The 23,577-nt window shown below is 71.0% G+C and carries 19 protein-coding genes; 13 read left to right on the forward strand and 6 right to left on the reverse strand.

The genetic code is table 11. The features are described 5' to 3' along the window. Positions 1 to 94 precede the first annotated feature (94 nt). Positions 95 to 757, forward strand: a complete 663-nt coding sequence (locus tag OG992_RS03520; protein ID WP_266302329.1) for a fasciclin domain-containing protein — start codon at positions 95 to 97, stop codon at positions 755 to 757. A gap of 50 nt (positions 758 to 807) precedes the next feature. Here OG992_RS03520 and OG992_RS03525 read toward each other — a convergent pair whose 3' ends face one another. Together OG992_RS03525 and OG992_RS03530 are read right to left on the reverse strand one after the other, a co-directional pair. Continuing rightward, positions 808 to 1,827 (reverse strand): phosphotransferase family protein, encoded by a 1,020-nt coding sequence (locus tag OG992_RS03525; RefSeq protein ID WP_266302330.1) that lies wholly within the window; start codon positions 1,825 to 1,827, stop codon positions 808 to 810. Next, the gene (locus tag OG992_RS03530) at positions 1,824 to 2,897 is read right to left on the reverse strand and encodes a LacI family DNA-binding transcriptional regulator (RefSeq protein ID WP_238685159.1); all 1,074 of its coding nucleotides are present in this window, start codon (positions 2,895 to 2,897) and stop codon (positions 1,824 to 1,826) included. The genes OG992_RS03525 and OG992_RS03530 overlap by 4 nt, the downstream gene beginning before the upstream one ends. A gap of 93 nt (positions 2,898 to 2,990) precedes the next feature. Here OG992_RS03530 and OG992_RS03535 point away from each other — a divergent pair, with 93 nt between their 5' ends. The 9 genes from OG992_RS03535 (at position 2,991) to OG992_RS03575 (ending at position 11,360) form a co-directional block, all read left to right on the forward strand. Next, complete coding sequence (locus OG992_RS03535) at positions 2,991 to 3,335, forward strand: cupin domain-containing protein (RefSeq protein WP_124856015.1); 345 nt, start codon at positions 2,991 to 2,993, stop codon at positions 3,333 to 3,335. After that, the gene (locus tag OG992_RS03540; protein ID WP_238685160.1) at positions 3,328 to 4,044 is read left to right on the forward strand and encodes a cupin domain-containing protein; all 717 of its coding nucleotides are present in this window, start codon (positions 3,328 to 3,330) and stop codon (positions 4,042 to 4,044) included. Before OG992_RS03535 ends, OG992_RS03540 begins: the two co-directional genes overlap by 8 nt. Before the next feature lie 166 nt (positions 4,045 to 4,210). After that, positions 4,211 to 5,179, forward strand: coding sequence for an ABC transporter permease (locus OG992_RS03545; RefSeq protein ID WP_238685161.1), 969 nt, complete (start codon positions 4,211 to 4,213; stop codon positions 5,177 to 5,179). A gap of 23 nt (positions 5,180 to 5,202) precedes the next feature. Beyond that, positions 5,203 to 6,207, forward strand: a complete 1,005-nt coding sequence (locus OG992_RS03550) for an ABC transporter substrate-binding protein (protein ID WP_210782234.1) — start codon at positions 5,203 to 5,205, stop codon at positions 6,205 to 6,207. Positions 6,208 to 6,211: 4 nt separating this feature from the next. After that, positions 6,212 to 7,006, forward strand: a complete 795-nt coding sequence (locus OG992_RS03555; RefSeq protein WP_266302331.1) for an ABC transporter ATP-binding protein — start codon at positions 6,212 to 6,214, stop codon at positions 7,004 to 7,006. A gap of 38 nt (positions 7,007 to 7,044) precedes the next feature. Further along, positions 7,045 to 8,196: a Gfo/Idh/MocA family protein gene (locus tag OG992_RS03560; RefSeq protein ID WP_266302332.1), complete on the forward strand. Its 1,152-nt coding sequence runs from the start codon at positions 7,045 to 7,047 to the stop codon at positions 8,194 to 8,196. Continuing rightward, entirely contained in the window at positions 8,193 to 9,344 is a 1,152-nt protein-coding gene (locus OG992_RS03565) for a dihydrodipicolinate synthase family protein (protein ID WP_266302333.1), read from the forward strand. Before OG992_RS03560 ends, OG992_RS03565 begins: the two co-directional genes overlap by 4 nt. 56 nt (positions 9,345 to 9,400) lie before the next feature. Further along, entirely contained in the window at positions 9,401 to 10,204 is an 804-nt protein-coding gene (locus OG992_RS03570) for a sugar phosphate isomerase/epimerase (RefSeq protein ID WP_266302334.1), read from the forward strand. Continuing rightward, positions 10,197 to 11,360, forward strand: a complete 1,164-nt coding sequence (locus tag OG992_RS03575) for a hypothetical protein (RefSeq protein ID WP_266302335.1) — start codon at positions 10,197 to 10,199, stop codon at positions 11,358 to 11,360. Before OG992_RS03570 ends, OG992_RS03575 begins: the two co-directional genes overlap by 8 nt. Here the strand turns inward: OG992_RS03575 and OG992_RS03580 are convergent. Both OG992_RS03580 and OG992_RS03585 read right to left on the reverse strand, forming a co-directional pair. Then, entirely contained in the window at positions 11,357 to 12,916 is a 1,560-nt protein-coding gene (locus OG992_RS03580) for an acetolactate synthase large subunit (protein WP_266302336.1), read from the reverse strand. The genes OG992_RS03575 and OG992_RS03580 overlap by 4 nt on opposite strands. Before the next feature lie 154 nt (positions 12,917 to 13,070). Beyond that, complete coding sequence (locus OG992_RS03585) at positions 13,071 to 14,030, reverse strand: DUF4034 domain-containing protein (RefSeq protein WP_266302337.1); 960 nt, start codon at positions 14,028 to 14,030, stop codon at positions 13,071 to 13,073. 271 nt (positions 14,031 to 14,301) lie between these two features. Between OG992_RS03585 and OG992_RS33765 the strand changes: the two genes are divergently transcribed. Beyond that, positions 14,302 to 17,373, forward strand: coding sequence for a S8 family serine peptidase (locus OG992_RS33765; protein WP_323181775.1), 3,072 nt, complete (start codon positions 14,302 to 14,304; stop codon positions 17,371 to 17,373). Between the two features lie 69 nt (positions 17,374 to 17,442). Here the strand turns inward: OG992_RS33765 and OG992_RS03605 are convergent, their stop codons facing one another. After that, entirely contained in the window at positions 17,443 to 18,087 is a 645-nt protein-coding gene (locus OG992_RS03605; protein WP_266302338.1) for an alpha/beta fold hydrolase, read from the reverse strand. A 196-nt stretch (positions 18,088 to 18,283) separates the two neighbouring features. Between OG992_RS03605 and OG992_RS03610 the strand changes: the two genes are divergently transcribed. Continuing rightward, positions 18,284 to 18,751: a nuclear transport factor 2 family protein gene (locus tag OG992_RS03610; protein WP_238685169.1), complete on the forward strand. Its 468-nt coding sequence runs from the start codon at positions 18,284 to 18,286 to the stop codon at positions 18,749 to 18,751. Positions 18,752 to 18,899: 148 nt separating this feature from the next. Here the strand turns inward: OG992_RS03610 and OG992_RS03615 are convergent, their stop codons facing one another. Further along, positions 18,900 to 22,364 carry a ThuA domain-containing protein gene (locus tag OG992_RS03615; protein ID WP_266302339.1) on the reverse strand — a complete coding sequence of 1,155 codons (3,465 nt, stop codon included), beginning with the start codon at positions 22,362 to 22,364 and terminating at the stop codon, positions 18,900 to 18,902. 233 nt (positions 22,365 to 22,597) lie between these two features. Here OG992_RS03615 and OG992_RS03620 point away from each other — a divergent pair, with 233 nt between their 5' ends. Beyond that, the gene (locus tag OG992_RS03620) at positions 22,598 to 23,443 is read left to right on the forward strand and encodes an SAM-dependent methyltransferase (protein ID WP_266302340.1); all 846 of its coding nucleotides are present in this window, start codon (positions 22,598 to 22,600) and stop codon (positions 23,441 to 23,443) included. The last annotated feature ends 134 nt before the right edge of the window (positions 23,444 to 23,577 follow it).

A 23,577-nucleotide genomic window follows, 5' to 3' on the forward strand; every position in this document is an offset into this window, starting at 1 on the left:
TTATCCGCTGGTGCATCTGCGCGGCCTACCCGGTGCGAAGCATGGATCGTGACGAGACGTCACGGATCCGGTCGCTTCGACGAAAGGCCCGCTGATGAAGATCGCACGAATCGCCGCCCGGATGGCGGTGGGTGCCATGGCCACCGCGCTGGCCACCACCGCTGTCGCCGTACCGGCCGCTCAGGCCACCGGCAAGCCCAAGCCGCTCGGCACGACGTCACTCGCCCAGGTGCTCACCCGCGACAGCAGCGGCTTCGACCGCAACTCGCGTGACTTCGACGTGCTGACGGCGGCCGTGCTGGCCGTGTTGGAGGCCAAGCCGAACTCTCCGGTCAAGGTGCTCACCGACGGCACCGTGGCGCTGACCGCGTTCATCCCCACCGACGCCGCGTTCCAGCAGTTGGTCCGCGAGATCACGCAGGCCCGGAAGCTGCCGAGTGAGAGCGCCGCCTTCACCGCCGTGGCCGGGCTGGGCATCGACACCGTCGAGTCGGTGCTGCTCTACCACGTGGTCCCGGGCGCCACCATCGATCGCAAGACGGCGGTCCGGGCCGACGGCACGGACCTGACCACCGCGCTCGGTTCGACAGTCGAGGTCGACGTGCGCACCTACCTGTACTTCTTCCGTCAGGTGCGGCTGGTCGACGCCGACACCAACGACCGTGACGCGCGCGTCGTCTCCTACGACGTCAACAAGGGCAACCGGCAGATCGCGCACGCCGTGGACCGGGTACTGCGCCCGATCGACCTGCCCTGACCCGAAGGGTGGCGTCCGACCACGTGCCGGACGCCACCCGCGCCGGGGCGTCAGCCCGAGGCGAGCGCGGCGAGTTCCTCGTCGAGCAGTGCCGCCAGCCGGGCGGACCGCCCGGGATGGCTGCGCACGGTCATCCCGCGGCTGGGCATCTCCACGGTCATCAGCAGGTACAGGTGCAACCGGTAGAGGCCGAGCCGGCGGCGTGCCGAGGCGTTCAGCACCAACGGTTCGGCGGCGTTGGCCTGGTAGCCGCGCAGCAGGGGGTGCTCCGGTTCGTCCTCGACGCGTCGGAAGAGCAGCGGCGAGACCAGGTCCAGCAGTGGGTCGCCGTAGAGGAACCGCTCGCCGTCCACCAGGCCGCGCAACCGCAACCGGCCGTCCGCGTCGGGCGCCGCCAGCACGTTGCCGTCCCAGCAGTCGAAGTGCAGCAGCACCGGGCGGCGCACCTCGTCGAGCACGTCGGCGTGCCGCCCCACCAGCGCACGCAGGTGCTCCGGGGTCACCGGCAGTCGGACGCCCCAGTCGGCCGCGTCGGCCAGGAGCGCGTCGAGCATCGCCGTGAACGCCGCCCGCCAGGTCGGCCCGCCGGCCCGATCGTCGTCGTACCCGAACCGTTCACCGGTCACCCGGTGCAACGCGGCGAGAGCCACCCCGAGGTCGTAGCGCGCCGGGCCGTCGTGGACCGCGACACCGGCCTCGGCCAGGTCGGACAGCGACCGGCCGGGCAGCATCGCGGTGACCAACCACTCGCCGTACGCCGGGTCGGCGCCGCGCCAGAGCACCGGGGGGACGGGCACCTGCGGCGCCCGCTGCGCGACGAGCCGAAAGTACCGCTCCTCGGCAGCGCACAGCCCGCGCTCGTAGCGTAGAAGCGGCGTTCCGGCCGGCGGAGCCAGTTTCAGCACCACCCGACTGTCGTCGTCGAGCAGCGCCCACCAGACCGTGGCGTACCCGCCGCCGGCCAGCGGACCGGCGTCCCGGACCCGGGTGTGTGGCCCGAATGACGCACCGACCAGGTACGCGACATCGGCGCGCGTGAGGCGGCGCTGGGTCGGGCTGGCACCGGTCACGACGTGGCGTCACCTCGCCGCGCGCGTGGCGCGGAACCCGCTGTGGCGCGGGTGGACAGTGGGACGGGACCGGCGGTGTCGCGGCGGACCAGTTCGGCGGGGAGCACCTCGACCCGGGGCGTCGGGGCGCCGACGCCGAGCACCAGGGACATCGCCCGCACACCCATGTCGACAAGGGGCAGTCGCACTGTGGTCAGCGCCGGGGTCACGTCCCGGGCGATCGGCATGTCGTCGAAACCCAGCACCGAGATCTGCTGCGGCACTGCCAACCCACGCGCGCGCAGGGTGGCGAGCGCGCCGATGGCCATCGAGTCGTTGAGCGCCACGATCGCGGTCAGCTCCGGGTCGGCGTCGAGCAGTCGGGCGGTGGCCTCGGCGCCGCCGTCGCGGTCGAACTCCGCGTACCGGATGCGCCGTTCGGGCAGCTCGCGGCCCTGCTCGGTGAGGGCCTGCCGGAGGCCGGCGAGCCGGTCGGTGGTGGTCGTCAGGATGCGTGGGCCGGCGACCACGCCGATCGCCCGGTGCCCCAGACCGCACAGCTCCCGCCCGGCGAGGTAGCCGCCGGTCCGGTTGTCCGGCATCACCGCGTCGCCGGAGTGCTCGTGCCGGCCGATCACCGCCACCCTCCCGCCGGTTGCCTCGTACGCGGCGAGCTTCTCGTTGAGTTGTCGGGTGAACGCCTCGTCGTGGTAGCCCGAGCCGGCCAGGATCAGCGCCGCCACCTGGTGGCCGCGCAGCAGCTCCACGTACTCCAACTCGCGGTCCGGGTCCCGGTAGCTGTTGCAGATCATCAGCAGCCGGCCCTGGTCGGTGGCGACCCGTTGCAGCCCTCGGGTGATCTCGGCGAAGTATGGGTCGGAGACGTCGTGCACGATCACGCCGACAGCGCTGCGGTGCGAGCGGGCCAGCAGTTGGGCGTGCGCGTTCGGCACGTACTGCAACTCGGCGACGGCGGCGAGCACGCGTTCGCGCAGCTCGTCGGTGACCGGCTTGCTGCTGCCGTTGATGACGCGGGAGGCGGTGGCGGGCGAGACGCCCGCTCGGCGGGCCACATCGGACAGGGTCGCCATGGCCCGCCCCCTCGATCTGTTGACGGCGTTTCGTCGTGCCGGCTAGCGTCACCGTACCGCAGAGAAAGCCCTTTCCCGCAGGGAGGCCCGGCCGTGTCCGATCGCTTCGCGGTACTTCAACTTGACGACCTTCCCGCCCGACGCTGCTCGTGTGGGACCACCCGCCGGGGTTTCATCGCCGAGAGCGAGGGCCAGGCCAGCGTGCATCTGCTCCAGGTGCAGGACGCGGTGACGCACCACCACCGGATCGCCACCGAGTACTACGTCGTGCTCGCCGGTGAGGGCGAGATCGAGCTGGACGGGGTCCGTCACCCGGCTCGGCCGATGTCCGCGTTCCTGATCAAGCCGGGCTGCCGGCACCGGGCCATCGGCGACCTCACAGTGCTGCTGGTGTCTTTGCCGGCCGCTGACGACGCCGACGAGTACTTCGATGCGTGATCGGTCGGCGCCGCTGCCCGGCGGGGTCGGGGTGTCCCGGCTGCGCGTCTACGACACGGTGGCCCCGGACGGCCTGGTCGGCGGCACCCCGCACGTGCACCTGTGCTGCACCGAGGGGTACGTGGTGACCGGTGGCGAGGGCGCGGTGCAGACAGTGACCACTGCCGGCTACCGGGAGACGCCGCTGCGGCCGGGGGTGGTGGTCTGGTTCGAGCCGGGCACCGTGCACCGACTGGTAAACGGTGGCGGGCTCAGCATCGTGGTGCTGATGCAGAACAGCGGCCTGCCCGAGGCCGGCGACGCGGTGTTGACCTTCCCACCCGAGGTGCTGGCCGACCCGGCCGCGTACGCCGAGGCGGCGGCGTTGCCCGACGGGGGAGCGCCGGGCGCGGACGTGCTTGCGGCGTACCGCCGTCGTGATCTGGCGGTGACCGGCTTTCAGGCGCTGCGCTCCGGTGGGCCGGCGGCGCTGGCCGCGTTCCACGCCGCCGCGGTCGCCCTGCGCCAGCCGCTGCTGGCGCGGTGGCGGCAGCGGTGGGAGGCCGGCGCGGGTCGTGCCGCCGCCGACACCGCCGCGCAGCTCGACGCCCTGGAGCGGGGGGATCCCGGCCACCTGGGCGACGCCGGGGTGTTCGCGGTCAACGAGCCGGTCGAGCGGGGCCGGCTGGGTATGTGTGGCCTTCTCGACACCTACCCGGCGGCCGGCTGAGCGTCCCTTCGGGACGGCCGCTGTGGTCCCCAGGCATCGGTGGAAACAGATCGAGGAAAGGCCTTGCCCGGCGTGAGGGGGCCGCCTACGCTCCAGGAAAGCGTTTGCCTGATCCGCCGACCGGCCCGGTCCATGGGCGTCGTGCCGGGCCCCGAGGAGGTTCCGCGTGACCGAGAACTCTTTGGACACGGCGGGCCGGCAGGCCGCCGCCGACCAGGCCAGTGGTGCGCGAGCAGCCGCTGCCGGGCCCGGCAGCGGCGGTGCGGACGGCCTCGACGGAAGGGCTTCGTCCACTGTCGTGACGACGCCACCCGGCGGCGGGCGTCCACCCCGGCCCACGCTCGGTCGCCGGGCCGTGACCTTCGCCGACTCGCTCTGGCGCCCGGCGTTGGTGCTCGCGGTCTTCTTCGCCGCCTGGTGGTTCGTGGCGGCCCGCGAGTACGTCCCGAACTACCTGGTGCCCACCCCCGGCCAGGTGTGGGAGACGATGACCACCCAGTGGTCCGAGCTGGCCCGGCACACACTGGTGACCCTCTACGAGACGGTGCTCGGCTTCGTGCTGGCCGCCGCGTTGGGCCTGGCCACGGCGGTCGCCATCGCCTACTCCCGCACCCTGGACAAGGCGCTCTACCCGATCGTCCTGTTCGCACAGGTCATCCCGAAGATCGCCATCGCGCCGCTGCTGGTGGTCTGGTTCGGCCTCGGCCTCACCCCGAAGATCATCCTGGCGGTGCTCATCGCGTTCTTCCCGGTGGTCATCTCCGGCGTGGCCGGACTGCGCTCCACCGACCCGGAACTGCTCGACCTCGCCGCAACGATGGGCGCCGGGCCGTGGCGCACCTTCCGCAAGATCCGCTTCCCGAACGCGTTGCCGCACCTGATGGCCGGCCTGAAGGTGGCCGTCACCCTCGCCGTTGTCGGTGCCGTGGTCGGCGAGTTCGTCGGCGCCAGCGAGGGGCTCGGCTACGTCCTGTTGCTGGCCAACGGCAACCTCGACGCCCCACTGCTGTTCGCCGACCTGATCCTCATGTCGGCCATCGGCATCGTCCTGTTCGTCCTGGTCGAGATCGCCGAGGCACTGCTCATTCCGTGGCACGCCAGCCGACGGGCCGGCGTGTCCCTCACCACCTCCTGACCGACCCCATCACGGAGGCACCGATGAAACGCACCGCCACCACCATCCTGGCCACCGCCGCCCTGCTCCTCGCCGCCACCGGCTGCGGTGGGGACGACCCCGGCGGCAGCACCAACGCCGACGGCAGCAAGCAGGTCACCCTCACCCTCAACTGGGTGCCCTACGGCGAGCACGCGCCCTTCTACTACGGCCTGCAGAAGGGTTACTACTCCGCCGAGGGCATCGACCTGAAGATCCTGCCCGGCAACGGCTCGGGCAACACCGTCAAGCAGGTCGCCCAGAAGCAGACCGATTTCGGGTGGGCGGACAGCCCGGTGCTGCTGAAGTCGGTGGCCAGCGGCATGCCGGTACGCAGCCTCGGCGCGTACCTGGAGAAGGGTCCGTCCTCGGTGGAGTTCTTCACCGAGGAGAACATCAAGACCCCGGCAGACCTCAAGGGCAAGACCGTCGGCGGCACCCCCGGCGACGCCCTCTACGCGACCTTCCCGGCCTGGCTGGAGAAGAACGGGCTCAAGAAGGACGACGTCAAGGTGGTCAACGTCGACGCCGCCGGCAAGATCGCCGCCCTGGCCGAGGGCAAGGTCGACGCCATCATGGGCTTCTTCCACGACCAGGCGCCGACCATCGAGAGCAAGACCGGCAAGAAGGTCGACGTGCTGCTCTTCGCCGACTACGGGATGAACCTGCTCGGCACCGGCCTGATCGCCAACACCCAGACCCTGCAGAAGGACCCGGAGCTGGTCCGCAAGTTCGTCCGGGCCACCCAGAAGTCCTGGGCCGACGCCGCCCGGGACCCGGCCGGCGCGGTGAGCGCGATGACGGCTCTGGCCGAGAACGAGCCGGCGCCCGAGGTGCTCACCAAGCAGCTCACGCTCAACATGCCACTGATCGGCGCGGACGGCCCGCCCGGGGTGAACACCGAGGCCCAGTGGACCGAGACCATCGACCTGATGTCCCGCTACGCCGAGCTGAAGGACCCGGGAGCGCCCAGCGCGTACTGGGACTCCTCGTACGCGGCGCAGGGGTGACCCGGTGACCGCCGCGCCGGCAGCCACCGGCACCGCCATCGGGATGTCCGGGCTGACCGTCCGGTTCACCACCCGACGGTCGCAGACCACAGCGTTGGACGACGTGTCGCTGGACATCGAGCCCGGCGAGTTCGTCACTATCGTCGGCCCGTCCGGCTGCGGCAAGTCCACCCTCCTGAAGATCGTCGCGGGGTTGGTCAAGCCGACCAGCGGTGACGTGTCGCTGCTGGAACGCCCGGTGCGCGGCCCGCAAAAGGAGATCGGCTTCGTCTTCCAGAAGGCCGCGTTGCTGGAGTGGCGCGGTGCCCGGGCCAACATCCTGCTCCAGGCCGAGATGCGCGGCATGGACCGGGCGCAGGCGGCCCGCCGCGCCGACGAGCTGATCGAGATGACCGGCCTGACCGGCTTCGAGAAGGCGTTGCCACACGAGCTGTCCGGCGGCATGCAGCAGCGGGTGGCGCTCTGCCGCGCGCTGCTGCACTCCCCGCCGGTGCTGTTGATGGACGAACCGTTCGGCGCCCTGGACGCACTGACCCGCGAGCAGATGAACGCCGAACTGCACCGGATCTGGCGGGAGACCGGAACCACTGTGGTGCTGGTCACCCACTCCATCGCCGAGGCGGTCTTCCTCGGCACCCGGGTCGTGGTGATGAGTCCCCGGCCCGGCCGGATCATCCGCTCCTTCCCGGTCGAGCTGCCGGCGCACCGCGACTACGCGCAGGTGATGTCGGATCCCCGCTTCGACCGGCTCGCCACCGACCTGCGTGGGTTGCTCGGCAGCGCGGCCGCCAACCACTGAGCGCGGATCGGCACGACCAGCACGACGGAAGGAACACCATGACCCGCAGGTCGATCGGCATCATCGTCAACGGCGTGACCGGACGGATGGGCTACCGGCAGCACCTCGTCCGGTCGCTGCTGGCCATCCGCGAATCCGGCGGTGTGGCGTTGGCCGACGGCACCACCGTCTGGCCGGAACCGGTCCTGGTCGGGCGCAACGAGACGAAGCTCCGGGAACTCGCCGAACGGCACGGGCTGACCGACTGGACCACCGACCTGACCTCGGCGCTGGCCCGCGACGATGTCGAGATCTACTTCGACGCGCAGGTCACCCAGCAACGGGAGAAGGCGATCCGGCAGGCCATCGAGGCCGGCAAGCACATCTACACGGAGAAGCCGTTGGCCGAGGACACCGCGGCGGCTCTCGACCTGGCCCGGGCGGCGGACGCGGCCGGTGTCCGCACCGGTGTCGTGCAGGACAAGCTCTTCCTGCCCGGCCTGCGCAAGCTCAAGCGCCTCATCGACGGCGGCTTCTTCGGCCGGATCCTCTCGGTGCGCGGCGAGTTCGGCTACTGGGTCTTCGAAGGCGACTGGCAGCCGGCTCAGCGGCCGTCGTGGAACTACCGGGCCGAGGACGGCGGCGGCATCGTGGTCGACATGTTCCCGCACTGGCACTACGTGCTGGAGGAGCTGTTCGGCCGGGTCACCGCCGTCTCCTGCGTGACCGCCACCCACGTGCCCGAACGGGTCGACGAGGCCGGTCAGGCGTACGCGGCCACCGCCGACGACGCCGCGTACGCCACCTTCGAACTCGACGGCGGGGTGATCGCGCAGATCAACTCCTCCTGGGCCGTGCGGGTGTACCGCGACGAGCTGGTGGAGTTCCAGGTCGACGGCACGGAGGGCAGCGCGATCGCCGGCCTGCGCAACTGCCGGGTTCAGCACCGGGCGGTCACTCCGAAGCCGGTGTGGAACCCGGACCTGCCGGCCACCGAGGACTTCCGCGCCCAGTGGGCCGAGGTGCCCGACAACGAGGAGTTCGACAACGGCTTCAAGGTGCAGTGGGAGGCGTACCTGCGGCACGTGGTGGCCGGCGAGCCGTTCCGGTGGGACTTCCTGGCCGGCGCGCGCGGCGTGCAGCTCGCCGAGCTGGGGCTGCGCTCCGCCCGCGAAGGTGGTCGCATCGAGGTGCCGGAGCTGCGCTCATGAGCGCCGAGGTCGTGCTGCCCGGTGGACGGCGGCATCGCCTCGCCGGGGGGAGCGGCTTCACCCGACCGGCCGCGCCGGCGACCAGCCGGATCGCGTACGCCGCCGCGCACGTGGTCGCCGATCCGGGCGCGGAGAACGTGCCGGGCGCCCCGGCGGCGGTGGACTGGGACACCACCCTCGCCTTCCGGCGGCATCTCTGGTCGTACGGGCTGGGGGTCGCCGAGGCGATGGACACCGCCCAACGGGGGATGGGGCTGGACTATCCGGCCACCCGGGAGCTGATCCGGCGCAGCGCCGCCGAGGCCCGCGCGGTCGGCGGGCGGATCGTCGCCGGGGTCAACACCGACCAGCTGCCGGTCGGCCCGGCCACACTGGCGGCGGTCACCGCCGCGTACGCCGAGCAGCTCGACGACGTCCGCGCCGCCGGCGCCCGACCGGTGCTGATGTGCAGCCGGCACCTGGCCGCCGCCGCACGCGGTCCGGACGACTACCTGCGGGTCTACGACGAGCTGCTGGGCGCCGCCGACGAACCGGTGGTGCTGCACTGGCTGGGCCCGATGTTCGACCCGGCGTTGACCGGCTACTGGGGTGCTGTCGACCTGGACCTGGCCACCGACACGGTGATCGAGCTGATCAAGGCACACGAGTCCAGTGTGGATGGAATCAAGGTGTCGCTGCTGGACGCCGACCGGGAGGTCGCGTTGCGCCGCCGCCTGCCGGCCGGGGTACGCCTCTACACCGGCGACGACTTCCACTACCCGGAGCTGATCCGGGGTGACGAGGTGGGTCACTCCGACGCGCTGCTCGGGGTGTTCGCGGCCATCGCGCCAGCAGCCGCCGCCGCGCTGGCCGCCCTGGACCGGGGGGACCTGACGGCGTACGACGAGCTCTTCGGGCCCACAGTGCCGCTGGCCCGGCACCTGTTCGCGGCGCCGACCTGGCACTACAAGACGGGGATCGTGTTCCTGGCCTGGTTGGCCGGGCACCAGGACCATTTCACGATGGTCGGTGGCGCGCAGTCCGGTCGGTCTCCGGCGCACCTGGCCACCCTGCTCACCCTTGCCGACGCGGCCGGGCTGCTGCCCGACGCCGACCTGGCCGCCGCCCGCGCCCGAGCGCTGTTCACCGTCGCGGGGGTGGCCCAGTGAGCGCGAGGAGTGAGCCGGCTTTGCGAGCCCCGCAGTCGGGAGCGAAGACCAGCCCAGTGAGCCTCGCGCGGTTCTCGTTCAACCAGGCCACCGCCCAGCGCTGGCCGCTGCCCGAGGTGGTGGCCGGATGCGTGGCGGCCGGTGTACCGGGCATCGGCCTGTGGCGGGAGCCGGTGGCCGAGTACGGGTTGGCCCGCTCGGCGAAACTGGTCCGCGACGCCGGCCTCGCCGTCACGTCGCTGTGCCGGGGCGGCTTCTTCTCCGCCGACGACTGGCGGGCGGAAAACCTGCGCGCCATCGAGGAGGCCGCCGCACTCGGCGCTCCGGAGCTGGTGCTGGTCTCCGGTGGGCTGCCCGCCGGCAGCCGGGACGTCGACGGCGCGCGGCGTCGGGTCGCCGACGCGATCGGCGAACTGGCCCCGCACGCCGACGCCGCCGGGGTACGGCTGGCCATCGAGCCGCTGCACCCGATGTTCGCCGCCGACCGGTGCGTGATCGCCACCCTCGGCCAGGCGCTGGACATCGCCGAGCGGTTCGACCCGGCGGTGGTCGGCGTGGTCGTCGACGCGTACCACGTCTGGTGGGACGACATGGTGTACGCGCAGATCGCGCGGGCCGGCGCCCGGATCGCGGCGTTCCAGGTCTGCGACTGGGTGACCCCGCTACCGGAGGGGGTGCTGCTCGGCCGGGCGCTGCCCGGTGACGGCTGCATCGAGCTACGTCGGTTGCGCGAGGCGGTGGACGCGGCCGGCTACGTCGGCCCGATCGAGGTGGAGGTCTTCTCCGCCGAGGTGTGGGCGGGTCCGGGCGCGGAGGTGCTCGACGCGGCGATCGCCGGCTACCTACGCCACGTTGCCTGACCTTCCCGAACGGCGCTGGCCGGCGGCGGTCGGCGCCTGGCTGGGCATCGGCACCGCACCCGCCACCCTGGTGCTCGGCGCGGCGATGGCCGCCCGACACGGCGGTGCGGTGCCGGTGGCCGGGCTGCTGGTCGGCGGGACGCTGATGGCGGCCCTGCTCTGGGGGCAGGGCCGGATCGGGCTACGCCGGCCGCTCGGCGACGGCGGGACGTTGACCGCCGTGCTGCCCGCGTACCTGGGGGACACCTCGCGGCTGCTGCTGACGGCGGTGCTGGCCGTGTCGATGATCGGGTGGAACGGGTTCAACGTCGGGCTCGGCGGGGCCTCGCTGGCCGCGTTGACCCACCTGCCGGGCTGGGCCGGGCCGGTGCTGCTGGAGGTGGCGGTCCTCGCCGTCTCCTGGGCGCCGGCCCGGCTCGGCAACCGGGTCGCGGTGGTCACCACGCTCAGCGCGGTGGTGCTGGTCGGCTGGTGCCTGACGGTGCTGCCACCACCCGGTGCGCCGGTCCGCCTCGCCGGCGGCGGGCTCGCCGACGCCGCCGCGCTGATCGGGTACGCGGCCGTGTTCGCGCTGCGCGCACCGGACTTCAGCGTGGGCCTCTCCCGAAGGCGGGACCTGGCCTGGTGCGTGGGGCTGCTGATCGGGCCGGCGCTGCTCGGGGTGCTCGCCGGGGCCGGCCTGTGGCTGCGGACCGGCTCGGCCGACGTGGTCGCGCTGCTCGCCACCGGCTCGGGGCTGGCCGCGTACGCGAATCTGTTCGTCGCGGTGGCGGTCTTCGCGGCGGCGCTGACCACCACGTACTCCGGTTCCCTGGCGTTGCGCGGTCTGGCTCCCCGCCTGCCGGCGCGGGCGGCGATGCTTCTCGTCGCGGTGCTCGGTGGGATGCTGGCGGTGGCGCGGTTCGACCGTCTGGTGCTGCCCTGGTTGACAGTGCTGGCCGCCGCGTTACCGGTGCTGGTGGTGCCGATGGCAGTGGAAGCCGCGGCACGTCGGCGTGGTCGTGTCCCGCGTACCGTGCCCGCCTGGTGCTGGATGCCACCGGCGCTGCTCGCGGTGGCCTGCACGCTCGCCGGGGTGGGTGTCGCCCCACTGCTCGGACTGGCCCTGGCCGCGGCGTGCACCGTGCTCTGGCGGCGACGAGGAGACGTAGCCTAGGCCGCAGCGGGGATGGTGGCGTCGATGAGGTGCGGGCCCGGCTGGTTCAGCGCCGCGGAGAACTGCTCCGCGAGTTGCTCGGCGGTGGTGGCGCGGGTGGCGGGCATCCCGAACGCGTTCGCCAGCCCGACGAAGTCGATCTGAGGGTTGGTCAGGTCGAACAGCGGATTGGCGTCGGGGTCGACAGAGCCCGGCTGCTTGCTGAAGTAGCCCCACTCCTGGCGCAGGATCGCGTACCCGTGGTTGTTGAGGATCACGTTGGTGATGTTCAACCGCTCGCGCACCTGGGTCCAGAGCGCGGTGGCGGTGTACATCACGCAGCCGTCGGCCACCAGCGCCACCACCGGCCGGTCGGGTGCGGCGACGGCGGCGCCGACGGCCAGGGGCAGGCCGTCGCCCATGGCGCCACCGGTCTGCATGAGCACGTCGTGTCGGGGAGCGCCGGCGGTGGCGGCGGCGAGGGCGGTGCCGGAGCTCACGGACTCGTCGATGATGATGGCCCGTTCGGGCAGGAGTGCCGCGATGACGTCGGCCCAGTTCTGCACTGTGAGTGCGCCGGTAGGTAGCGCCGGTCGGTGCGGGTCGGTGACCTGGGCCGTCGCGTCCGGTGCCACCAGGTCGGCGAGCCGGACCAGCGCGGCGACGGCGTCCTGACCGACCTCGGCCAGGACGTGCGTCTGGGCGCCCTCGGGTACGAGGAGACTCGGCTGGTCGGGGTAGGCGAAGAACGAGACCGGCGCCTTGGTGCCCGCGACGACGACGTGCCGCGCCCCGTTCAGTTGGTCGAGCACCTGGTCGGGATAGAAGCCGAGCCGGGGGAACGCCGGTAGGCCTGCCCCTCGTTCGACTCGGTTGGAGTAGAGCTCCTGGAAGACGCGTGCACCGGTCGCCGCGGCGATCCGGCCCGCTGCCAGCAGGCCCGCCTCCCGCAGAGCTGGTCCGCCGATCACCAGTGCTGTCGTCTCGCCGCTCCGCAGAGCCTCAGCGACCTGGGTGATCGTTCCCTGGCCGACGGTCGGCGCCGGCCGGGGCCGCACGGGAGCGCCGGCCGCGCCTCCGTCGGACCAGGACACGTCCGCCGGCATGATCACGGTGGCGATCTGGCCGGGTGGCTCCATGACGGCGGCGAGGGCGGCAGCGGCGTCCGGGCCGGCGCCGGCGGCGTCCTCGGGGCGGCGGACGGGACCGCGCAGCCATCCGGCGAGGGCGGCGATGTCGGAGTTCAACGGTGGGTCGAAGGCGGTGTGGAACGTCGCGTGGTCCCCGACGATGTTCACCACCGGCGAGTTGGCGCGGCGGCTGTTGTGCAGGTTCGTCAGGCCGTACGCGAGACCGGGCCCGAGATGCAGCAGCGTCGCGGCGGGCTTGCCGGCGATCCGGGCGTAACCGTCGGCCGCGCCGCTGACCACGCCCTCGAAGAGAGCGAGTACGCCGTGCAGCTCGGGAACCGACTCCAGCGCTCCGACCAGGTGCAGTTCGGTGGTGCCGGGGTTCGTGAAGAGCACCTCGACCCCGCCGTCGACAAGCGTCCGCAGCAGTGCTTCCGCGCCGTTCACGCACGTCACCCCATCGCCGGTCGGATCAGCAGTGATTCGATACTAAGCTCGTATTTCGGACCACCGATGCTAGGTTCCGGCAAATAGCCCGGTAGGTGAGGAGGCGATCCGATGGAACGGGGATGGAGCGAACGTGGCTACCCTCGTCTGCTAGCTAGTCGCTCCGGTTCGTGGCCACCCAGTCGCGGGAGGCGGTGAACTTCTCGACCGGTTCGCCGAGGACCGACCACGGCCACTCGGTGACCATCCCGTCGAGCAACGCGAACACGTGCGCGGCCGCGTCGAACTCCTCGGCCAGTTCGAAGGTCAGCGCGAAGATCGCCAGCCGTGGCGCCCAGCCGGGACCGGCGGGAATGTAGTCCGGGTGGAAGATCGAGTTTTCCGCGGCGGTGAGAAGCTCGGCGCGGACCTCGTCCGAGTCGAAGTACGCGTTGCCCTCTTCCACGTCGGTGGCCTCCCACCTCTCGAAGTGGGCGACGGCCACCAGTTCGTGCAGGAGGCTGTTGGGTCCGGCCGCCGCGGCGGCGCTCCGCGCGAAGTCGAACATCTCCTCGTGGCTGCCGGACCACTTCTTGCACAGATACTGCAACCGCTGCTCGTGCGCGACCACGTGCCCCGGGTGGAGTCGCGTCACCGCTTCGAAGCGCTGCTGAGCCTCCGCCGCCCCGATGCCCAGGCCCCGTGCGCTGGTGACCAGCCAGGCTCGTGCGGTGACGTTGTCGGGTTCCTGGGCGAGCACCTTCTCCAACAACGCTTCGGCGTAGTGCAACCGCTCATGGAACGCCTTGAACTGGGCAGCGGCGGTGTACTTGGCCCGCTTGCCGCCGCGTGCCTCCCACGCCCAGTGCACCGCGTGACAACCGGCGACCAGCACGGGCAGCGTCGACTCGGGCTCGGCGTCGATCCAGTCGCCGATCCAGTCCTGGATCCCGTCGACCCCGCCGACCGCCTCCATGAGGTAGGCCATCTCGTCCGGATCGGCGGCCATGGTGAGCAGTTCCCGGGCGAACTTCCACCTGCGCTTCTCCAACGCCCGGATCAGGGCCTTGCGGTGCGGGTCACCATAGGTCGGGTCCAGGGCCGGGGCCTTTGACCGCTTGATGAATGACCACATGCCACCGAACCCCCATGTCGTACGCCAGGTGGCCGCTGATACTAGATGATCACGCGGCCGGCGGGCTGACCGGTGCGCGCCTCGGCGGTGGCGGAGCCGACTCGTGGGGCTGGGCGGCATCGCCGAGGCGTTGTGATCTTATACGCACCAGTGATCCGTAACACCGCGCAAATCTTCGATTAACCGTCGTGGACTTGGGTGGGGGAGCGCTCCCAGTGCGGGTCGCGACCAATGAAAGACGCTCCACAAGGGAGCAATCGAAAGGAGCCTCGTGGCTACAGGCACGAGCGGAAACAGGCTGCGAAGACTGGCGATACCTACGCTGGTCGTCGCCCTGATCACCGGTACCACCGGTGTCGCGGGAACGGCGTCGGCGGCACCCGCTGGATCGCCAAGTAACGGCAGTGGCGCCGGCTACTTCACCGCTGGCTCCGACCGGAAGGTCATCCTGACCGACGGGGCCGACCGTCGACCCGGCGGCAACCGTGCGACAACGCCGAAGGCAGCCGTCGACGAGACCGGCTCCGGCATGTACGTCGTCGAGTTGGCCGAGGACCCGTTGACCACGTACGCCGGTGGGGTGTCCGGTCTGGCGCGGACCCGCCCCGCGGCGGGTAACCGGCTGGACGTGACGTCGACGCCGTCGCAGGCGTACCGCCGGCACCTCGACACGCGGCGGGGCGCCGTCGCCGCCGCGGCCGGAGTCACTGTCAACGCCGTCTACACCACCGCCTTCAACGGGTTCTCGGCGAAGCTGACCGCCCAGCAGGTGAGCACGTTGCGCGCGGACAAGCGCGTCCGCGCCGTCACCGCCTCGCGGGCCCTCGGCACCCCCTCGGCGCCGCCCACCGCGACCGCCGCGACCGCCGCCAACCCGACGCCCGCCACCTCGAGTGACGCGGACCAGTCGGCGCCGACGGACCGCTCCGGCCGGCCGGCCAAGCCCGGCCCCGGCACGGGCGCGGGCATGGTGATCGGCGTCCTGGACACCGGCATCTGGCCGGAGAGCGCGTCGTTCGCCAAGACGATGCCCGCTCCCGCGAACTGGCACGGCACCTGCCAGACCGGTGTGGCCTTCGTGGCCGAGCACTGCAACGGCAAGATCGTGGGTGCCCGGTACTTCGCCGACTCGTGGCTCGCCGGCGGTGGTTCGGTGCCCGAGGGCGAGTTCCTGTCCCCCCGCGACGCGTCCGGGCACGGCACCCACACCGCCTCCACGGCTGCCGGCCTGCCGATCTCGAACGTCACGATCGACGGTCGCCGCTTCGGTCCCGTCTCCGGGGTGGCGCCGGATGCTCAGATCGCCGTCTACAAGGTGCTCTGGGGTGGCATGGGCTACGACGCCGACATCATCGCCGGCATCGACGCGGCCGTCGCCGACGGCGTGCAGGTGCTGAACTTCTCGATCGGCTCGCAGCTCGGCGACTGGGAGGCCAACACCCCCATCGGCATGGCGTTCCTCAACGCCTCGCTGGCCGGGGTCTTCGTCGCGGCGTCGGCCGGCAACACCGGCATCGTGAGTGGGGCCATCAGCAACGCGGCACCCTGGGTGACCACTGTCGGCGCGGCGGTGACCAAGCTCGACGAGGCCACCGCCAAGCTGGGCGACGGCACGAAGCTGGTCGGCGGTTCGCTGGACGCCCTGCCCGGCGGCGGCGCACTGCCGCTGGTCTTCGGCGATCAGGCCGGCTCGCCGGATCTGGGCGCGGTCTACTGCGAGCCCGGCAGCCTGGACCCCGCCAAGATCAAGGGCAAGGTGGTCGCCTGCGCGCTGTCCGACATGTTCGGCTCCGCCGCCGAGATCAAGGCCAAGGGCGGGGCGGCGATGATGGTGTTCGACCCGGTCGGCAACTACCGGATCAACTCCATCTTCAACTTCCCGGTGGTCTACCTGCCGACCGAGAAGCAGGCCGGCACGCTGTTCAACTACCTGATGCGCCACCCCACCGACGCCACCGTGTCGTTGCGCACCGGCGGTGACGGCTCCAGCGTCCCGGGCATACCGAGCGTGGCCGACTTCTCCTCCACCGGCCCGGACAAGGTGACCCTCGGCGTCTTCAAGCCCGACCTGGTCGCGCCCGGGTCGAACATCATCGCCGCGGTCTCACCAGCGGGCAACTTCGGGCGACAGTACGACGCGTACTCCGGCACCTCGATGGCCTCGCCGTACGTGGCCGGGGCGGCGGCGATCCTGCGCGCCACGCACCCGGACTGGTCACCCGGCGCGGTCGCCTCCGCGCTGCGCACCACCGCCACCGACACCGTCGGCACCAGCAACCCCCTCGACCAGGGCAGCGGCTTCATCAACCTGCCCCGGGCCACCGACCCGGGACTGGTCATCGAGCCCACGGCGGCGGAGCTGATCGAGTTCAGCGAGACGACCGAACCCGACGGCAAGGCCCTCAACCTGCCGGCCATCTCGTTGCGCGAGTACGACGGGACCCGCCCGGTGACCCTCACCCGCACCCTCACCAACGTGGGTAAGGCGCGGGAGACCTACCGTTCGTCGGTGTCCGGTCTGCCCGGCATGAAGGTCACCGTGTCGCCGGCATCGGTGACCCTGGCGCCCGGCACGTCCGCGACGGTCACCATCACGCTGCGTCGGGGCAGCGCGCCCTGGGACCGTTACGTGACCGGGTCGATCACCTGGCAGGGTAAGGCGCACAGCGCCCGGATCCCGGTCGCCGCCCGCCCGTGGGGCATCTCGGCCCGGCCGTACGCGGACGACGGCGAGGAGTTCGCCCGGATGGCCAACGGCGCCTTCGGCATGGTCCAGCCGGGCTTCACCGGCCCGCTCGTCGGTCGCAGCACCGGTTACACCCCGATGCGGCGCACGTCGTACTCGATGCCGGCCGGCGTCTACGGGGGCGTGTTCGACCCGAGCGCCACCGGAGTGAAGACTGTCGACTTCACGGTGCCGGCGAACACCGCCGGCATTGTCGTCGAGGCCAACACCGCCGATCCGAACACGAACCTTGATCTCTACCTGTACAAGGGCGACACCCTCGTCTACAGCAGTGACAGGTTCTGGACCAGCGCCGAGCAGGCGTACAAGTTCCTGCCGGAGCCGGGGCGCTACACCGCGTACGTGTTCGCACAGTACCCCGGTGGTCCCGTCGTCGACTTCGAGCTGGGCCACGCCATCATCGGCCGAAACGCCACGTATTCGGGTGCCACCCTCACGCTGCCCTCCACCTCGGAGCGCGGTCAGGGCTTCAACTTCACGCTGAAGCCCAACAAGCCGCTGGCCGAGGGTGACTTCTGGGCGTACACCGAGTACCGCACCAACGGCACCGTGGTCCCCGGCAACCTCGTCTACACCCAACAGAGTTCCTGGCAGTAACCGTTCAACCGAGCGTGGGGCGGTGCCGAGGTGCACCGCCCCACCGACGGTGACGCCGTGGTCACGACCTCAGGGCAGCGGGTACGCGGTGAGACGGTCGGCGAGCTGCTTCGGGTGGCTGAGCGACACGCAGTGCCCGCCGTCGATCTCGTCCGGGACGACGCCGAGGCGGTCAGCGGCAACCCGGCGCTGGAAGTCCGCCGGGAAGAACCGGTCCTCGCGGGCGAGGAGGACCGTCGTCGGCACGTCTGGCCAGGCGTCCAGGGGCCACGGCTCGTCGCCCTCCGCGCTGACCTGGTCCCGGCTGTGTGATGCTGCCTCCGCGACGACCTCGGCCGGGACACCGTTGTAGAACTGCTGCTCCTCACTGAGCCCCTCGGCGCTGCGGTAACCGGTGTTGGCCCACCAGTCACCGGGCCTTTCACCGGGCTTGGGGACCATTGGTGTGAGCAGGACGAGCAGCCGCACCGGCAGCTTGTCGGCGATGAGCGGCGCGGTGAACGCACCGTACGAGTGCCCGACGACCACGAGATCGCTCCGGTCGCCGATCGCGTCGACGACCGTCTGGCAGAACTCGGTGAACCCCGCAGATCTGTCCTCGATCGGCAGCTCCGGTACGACCACGTCGTGGCCGCGGCTGGTCAGCTCGGGGACAAGGAGATGCCAGTCCCAGGCGCTGCCCCCGCCGCCGTGGATCAGAACGAATGTCGCCATGCCCCGAAGCCTCACACACGGGTATGACACGCACCTCTGTCGATGAGGATGCACCGGATACGGACGACGAATGCGCTTCGGGACAGTCACATCGAGGTTCAGGTCAGTAGGGTGCCGTCGATGGGGCACCGGCCACCCCGGAGGTAGTCCTCGGCGTGGCCCAGGTGACGTCTACCGATTTCGAAGGAAGCCCGCCATGAGCAGCCCACGCGAGACGTTCCTCCGACTGGTGAACGGAGTTTGCGACGGTCCGTACGAGGACTTAGCCGACCTGTACGCCGAACAGACCCTTGTCACACATCCGTTCCACCCGCTCAACCCGCCGTCGCTGCGTAGCCGCAACGAACTGCACGAGCATTTCACCGCGCCGCCTCCCGTCACCCGGACGCTGGTCCGTAAGCCAGTCGACGTGACGATTCATGAGACTGCGGACCCGGAGGTGATCGTCGCCGAGTTTGCCTATCAGGGGCGGGTAGCCGAGACAGGTGAGGCGTTCACTGTGCCCTGCGTCTTCGTGATGCGTATCCGCAATGGGCTCATCATCGAGTCCAGAGATTACATCGACCCCATCGCGAGCGCGCGGGCCTGGGGTCAACTCGACAGCCTCCTGACCGCACTCCGTCCCCAAACAAGCGCCTCCATCGAGGGCGCAGCCCGACCCTGATTCGCGCCCGACGCCCTGCGCACGCATCTGCCGCGGCGAGGTGACGCGCTCCTCGGCGGCTGATGACGGCGCCGAGGAACTCCGGGGCCTGGGCGATCGGCGTGGTAGCGCCGGCGGGCGGGACGCTCCCGCCCGCCGGCGACCTGGGTCAGGTGACCGTGATGGTGAGGTTGAGCGAGCGGGTCTCCCCGCTGGTGTAGGTGACCGTCACCCGGGCGGTGTAGGTCCCCTTGCGGGGGTAGCTGTGCGCCGTCGACCGTAGTGTCGCCCCGTGCGTGATGGCGCTGTTGTCGCCGGAGTCCCACGCGTAGTCGGTGATGCTCTGCCCGGACGGTGCCGTCGCCGTGGCGGTGAGCGTGGTGGTCAGCGGTGCGACGCCGCCGGTCGGGTTGGCGGCCAGGGACAACGTCCCGCCCGGCTCCTGTTTGACGCCGGCGCCGTTGAACCGCAGCCAGTCCAGGGCGAGCAGGTCCGGGGTGCCATTGACCTGGGCGGCGTTGACGAACTTCGCGTACAGCGTGGTAGTGCCGGTGGGCTTGTTGGTCAGCGTGACGGTGGGGGAGACCAGGTTGTCCCACCCGCCGGTGGAGCCGATGGTGGCCGTGCCGATCAGCGTGCCGGTGGGCGAGCCGGTGCGCAGTTCGATGGTGCCGCCGAGCCCGCCGTTGGTCACCCCGAGCGTCACCGAGCCGACGTTGCGCAGGTCCGCCGGCCCGAACGCCACCCAGTCGTTGTGGTCGACCTCGCCGAGCCGCTTGCCGGCGCGGGCGGTGGCCCGATCGTTGACAGTGACGCCGGACTGGGCGCTGAAGTGCTCGGCCTCCTTGCTCTTGGGCTGCAACTGCACGCGGGTCGAGCCGGTCAGCGCCGGTACGCCGCCGGTCGCGCCACCGTCGGTGTACTGCGCGGTGATCAGGGTGTAGAGGTTCTGCCCCGGTCCGTGGCCGTCACCGGCGTCGGCCTCAGTGGCGAGTAGGCCCGAGCAACCGGTGTAGACGTCCAGCGGGTGGGCGTGCGAGTCGTGGCCGAGCTGCGTCTGCACCGTCACCTTGGCGCAGTCGATGGTCGTCTCCTCCGGGTCGGTGACCGTCACCGTGTACGGGATCTTGTCGCCGAAGTCGAAGAACCCGCCGTCGGGCACTGTGATGGTCACCGTCGGTCGGGTGTTGCCGACCACCACGTCGGTGACCGCTGTGGCGGTCAACCCGTTGCCGCTGTTGCGCACTGTCAGCCGGGCGGTGTGCTTCCCGGCCGTCGAGTAGGTGTGGCTCGGGTTGGCGGCGGTGGAGTCGGTGCTGCCGTCGTTTGTGAAGTCCCAGGCGTAGCTGAGCGCCGACCCGTCACCGGCGGACGACCCGGCGGAGGAGAACGTCACAGTGAGCGGCGTACGTCCGGTGTCGGGGGTGGCGGCGATCTTCGCGGTCGGTGGCCGCCCGTTGGCGACGTAGTCGATCCGGTAGATGCCCGCGCCGGCGTTGCTGCCCCCGCGACCGCTTCCGGTGCCCTCGCCGAAGTCGATGACGTAGAGCGAACCGTCCGGGCCGAACTCCGCCTCGAAGGGCTGGATCCAGCTCATGTTGCCGAAGATCCCGTTGATCGACTGGAGGTCACCCACGGCGGTCGGGCCGAAGCGCGCGTTGCTGAAGCTCTGCGCCGTCTTGTGGATCGACAGCGTCTTGAACCACCTGCGGGTCAGCTCATAGGTGATCCACTTGCCCTCGAAGTACTCGGGGAACTTCGTGGTGCGGGTGTTGGCCGGGTCGTAGTCGTAGACCGGGCCGCTCATCGGCCCGCCACCGCCGGTGCCCAGCTCGGGGAACTGGGTGGAGGCGGAGTACGCGTACCAGACCAGCGCGGACTTCGCCGCCGGCAGGGTGGTCAGGCCGGTGTTGTTGGGTGAGTTGTTCACCGGCGCGGCGCAGGTGAACTTCGCCCCCGAGGTGTTGGTGGCGAAGTTGTAGTCGTTGAAGGGAATGTTGTTGCCCACGCAGTAGGGCCATCCGAAGTTGCCGGCGCTGGTGATCCGGTTGAACTCGACGGTCCCCTCCGGACCGCGGTTGGGGTCGGCGGCGCGGGCGTCGGGACCGTAGTCGGCCACCAGCACCGCGTTGGTCTGCGGTTCGATGGTGATCCGGAACGGGTTGCGCATGCCCATCGCGTAGATCTCCGGCCGGGTCCTCGCGGTGCCGGCGGGAAAGAGGTTGCCGCTCGGCACCGTGTACGTACCGTCGGATTGTGGGGTGATCCGCAGGATCTTGCCGCGTAGGTCGTTGGTGTTGCCGGCGGTGCCCTGGGCGTCCCAGGCGGCGCGGCCGGCGCGTTCGTCGACGGGGGTGTAGCCGCTGGAGGCGAACGGGTCGGTGTTGTCGCCGATCGCCGCGTAGAGCCGTCCGGCCGCGTCCATGGCCAACGACCCGCCCATGTGCGAGTTGGCCCGGCCCTCGCCCCGATAGGTGGGGATGGTCAGCAGGCGTTTCTCCGAGGAGAGCGCGACGCTGTTGTTGGCGACGGTGAACCGGGACAGGTTGAGCTGTTTGAGGGTCTTGTCCGACCAGAGCAGGTAGATCCAGCCGTTGCTGGCGAAGTTGCGGTCCAGGGTCATCCCGAGTAGCCCGTCGGACTGGTCGGTCATCGCCGAGGTGTAGGCGAAGTCCAGCAGCGTGGTGACCTGGAGGGTGTCGGAGTTGACCACCTTCAGCGCGCCGGTGCGCTGGATGTAGTAGACCTTCCGGTCCGGGCCGACGGCCAACTCGAAGGGGTCGGCTAGGTTCTCGGTGACCAGCCCCACCCGTTCGAAGTTGCTGGTCTTGGTGGCCGAGCAGTCACCGGCGACCGCGCCGGCCGCCCACTCGATGCCGTAGCGCAGGTGTTCCAGGAAGGTCGGGCTGCTGAACTGGGAGCTGGCGTGCCCTCCGGCGGTGAACCAGGACCGGCCGCCGTCGTAGCGCTGACACCAGGAGTACGCGTGGTCGACGCCCTCGTCCAGGCCGTTGATCCCGTCGCGCACCTTGATCTGGGCGAGGGTGTGCACGTTGCCGGTCGGGTTGGTCCGCCAGTTGTACCACTCCTCGCTCTGCTCCCAGAGTTCCGGCAGGTTGCGCGTCGAGGGGTGCGCCCGGTCGAGCACCTTGACCCGGCCGGGGAAGGTGCCGCCGGTGGACGAGAAGTCGGGGTGGTAGTCGAAGATCGTGCCGACCAGCCCCTCGTACCACTGCCAGTCGCGTTCGCTGGCCGAGGCGGCGTGCAGGCCGGCCCAACCACCGCCGTTGCGGATGAACGTCTGCAACGCGGCCCGCTGGCTGGCGTTGAGCAGGTCACCCGAGGTCGGAAGGCTGTTGGTGTTGTTGAAGACGAGAGCGTCGAAGGTGGCGAGGTTGGCGTCGGTGAAGGCAGCCGCGTCGGTGGTGGCGACGACCTCGAAGTTGTGGGCGGCGCCGAGCTGCTGGATCGCGGCGATGCCGGCCGGGATCGAGTCGTGGTAGAAGTTGGTGATCTTGGAGAAGACCAGCACCCGGAAGCGCGGGGCGGCCTCGGCGGGCAGGGCGGTGGTGGTGCTCACCACTGTGGCGATGGCGAGCAGGATCAGGCAGAACGCACGGAGGTGTCGGGGCATGGGGGCGCTCCCTGTCGGACGGTGAGGGGTCGGAAAGCGCTTTCTCGCTGCCCGCATCACGGTACTGACAGCCAGTGATGACCGTCAATAGCCTCCTGGTAAGCGGTTTCCCGCTCCGGCGGCGTCCGCGCGTCGGCGGGCCCCGCAGGCCCATGGGTACGGCTCCAGATGTCCTCTGGATGCGCCCGGTGACTGTGTGGATGCGGCGTGTCCCGTCGACCTGGGGAGGTCTCGTGACGGTGCCGTCCACGTCGGAATTGCCTGAGGGCCGTGGTGCCGACCGGATCGACACCACGACTGTGCATCCGGCTCGCCGCTACAACTACTGGCTCGGCGGCAAGGACAACTTCGCCGTCGACCGGGAGTCCGGCGACCAGATCGCGGCCGTCTACCCAGGGGTGCGCACGCTCGCCCGGGAGAACCGGGCCTTCCTCGGCCGGGCGGTCCGCTTCCTCGCCGAGGAGGTCGGCGTTCGGCAGTTCCTCGACATCGGCACCGGCATCCCGAGCGCCGACAACACGCACGAGGTGGCCCAGTCGGTGGCCCCCGACTCCCGGGTGGTCTACGTCGACAACGACCCGATGGTGCTGGTCCACGCCCGGGCGCTGCTGACCAGCGACCCGGCCGGCGCCACCGCCTACCTGGATGCCGACCTCCGCGACCCGGAGAAGATCCTCGCCGACCCGCAACTGCACGCCACCCTTGACCTGTCCCAACCGGTGGCGCTGGTGCTGATCGCCGTGACGCACTTCCTCACCGACGACGACCGCCCACACGAGCGCGTCGCCCGCCTGCTCGACGCGCTGCCGTCGGGCAGCTGGCTGGCGCTGACCCACTTCACCACCGACCACCTCCCCGCCGAGATCGTCAGGCGGATGGAGGCCGAGTTCGCCGCGGGCCGGATGAAGCAGGACGCCGTCTCCCGCGACCGCGCCGAGTTCGCCCGCTTCTTCACCGGTCTGGAGCTGGCCGAACCGGGCATCGCCCCGGTCACCCAGTGGCGGCCGCAGGTGCCATTGGAGCAGCGTCCGCCCCTGGCCGACGCCTCCATCTATGGCGCGGTGGCCCGCAAGCCCTGACCGGTCGTGCCGAGATGCCCGAGCCGCACTGGGCGCACGGTCACGTCTTACGCGTCAGGATCCGAGGCCAGGAGCCGGTCGAAGACACGTCGGTCGCCGTCGGGGTGTCGCCGCCAGGGCGTCGGGCGTTGAGC

The organism is Micromonospora sp. NBC_00362, from assembly GCF_026342155.1.
Classification (GTDB): domain Bacteria; phylum Actinomycetota; class Actinomycetes; order Mycobacteriales; family Micromonosporaceae; genus Micromonospora; species Micromonospora hortensis.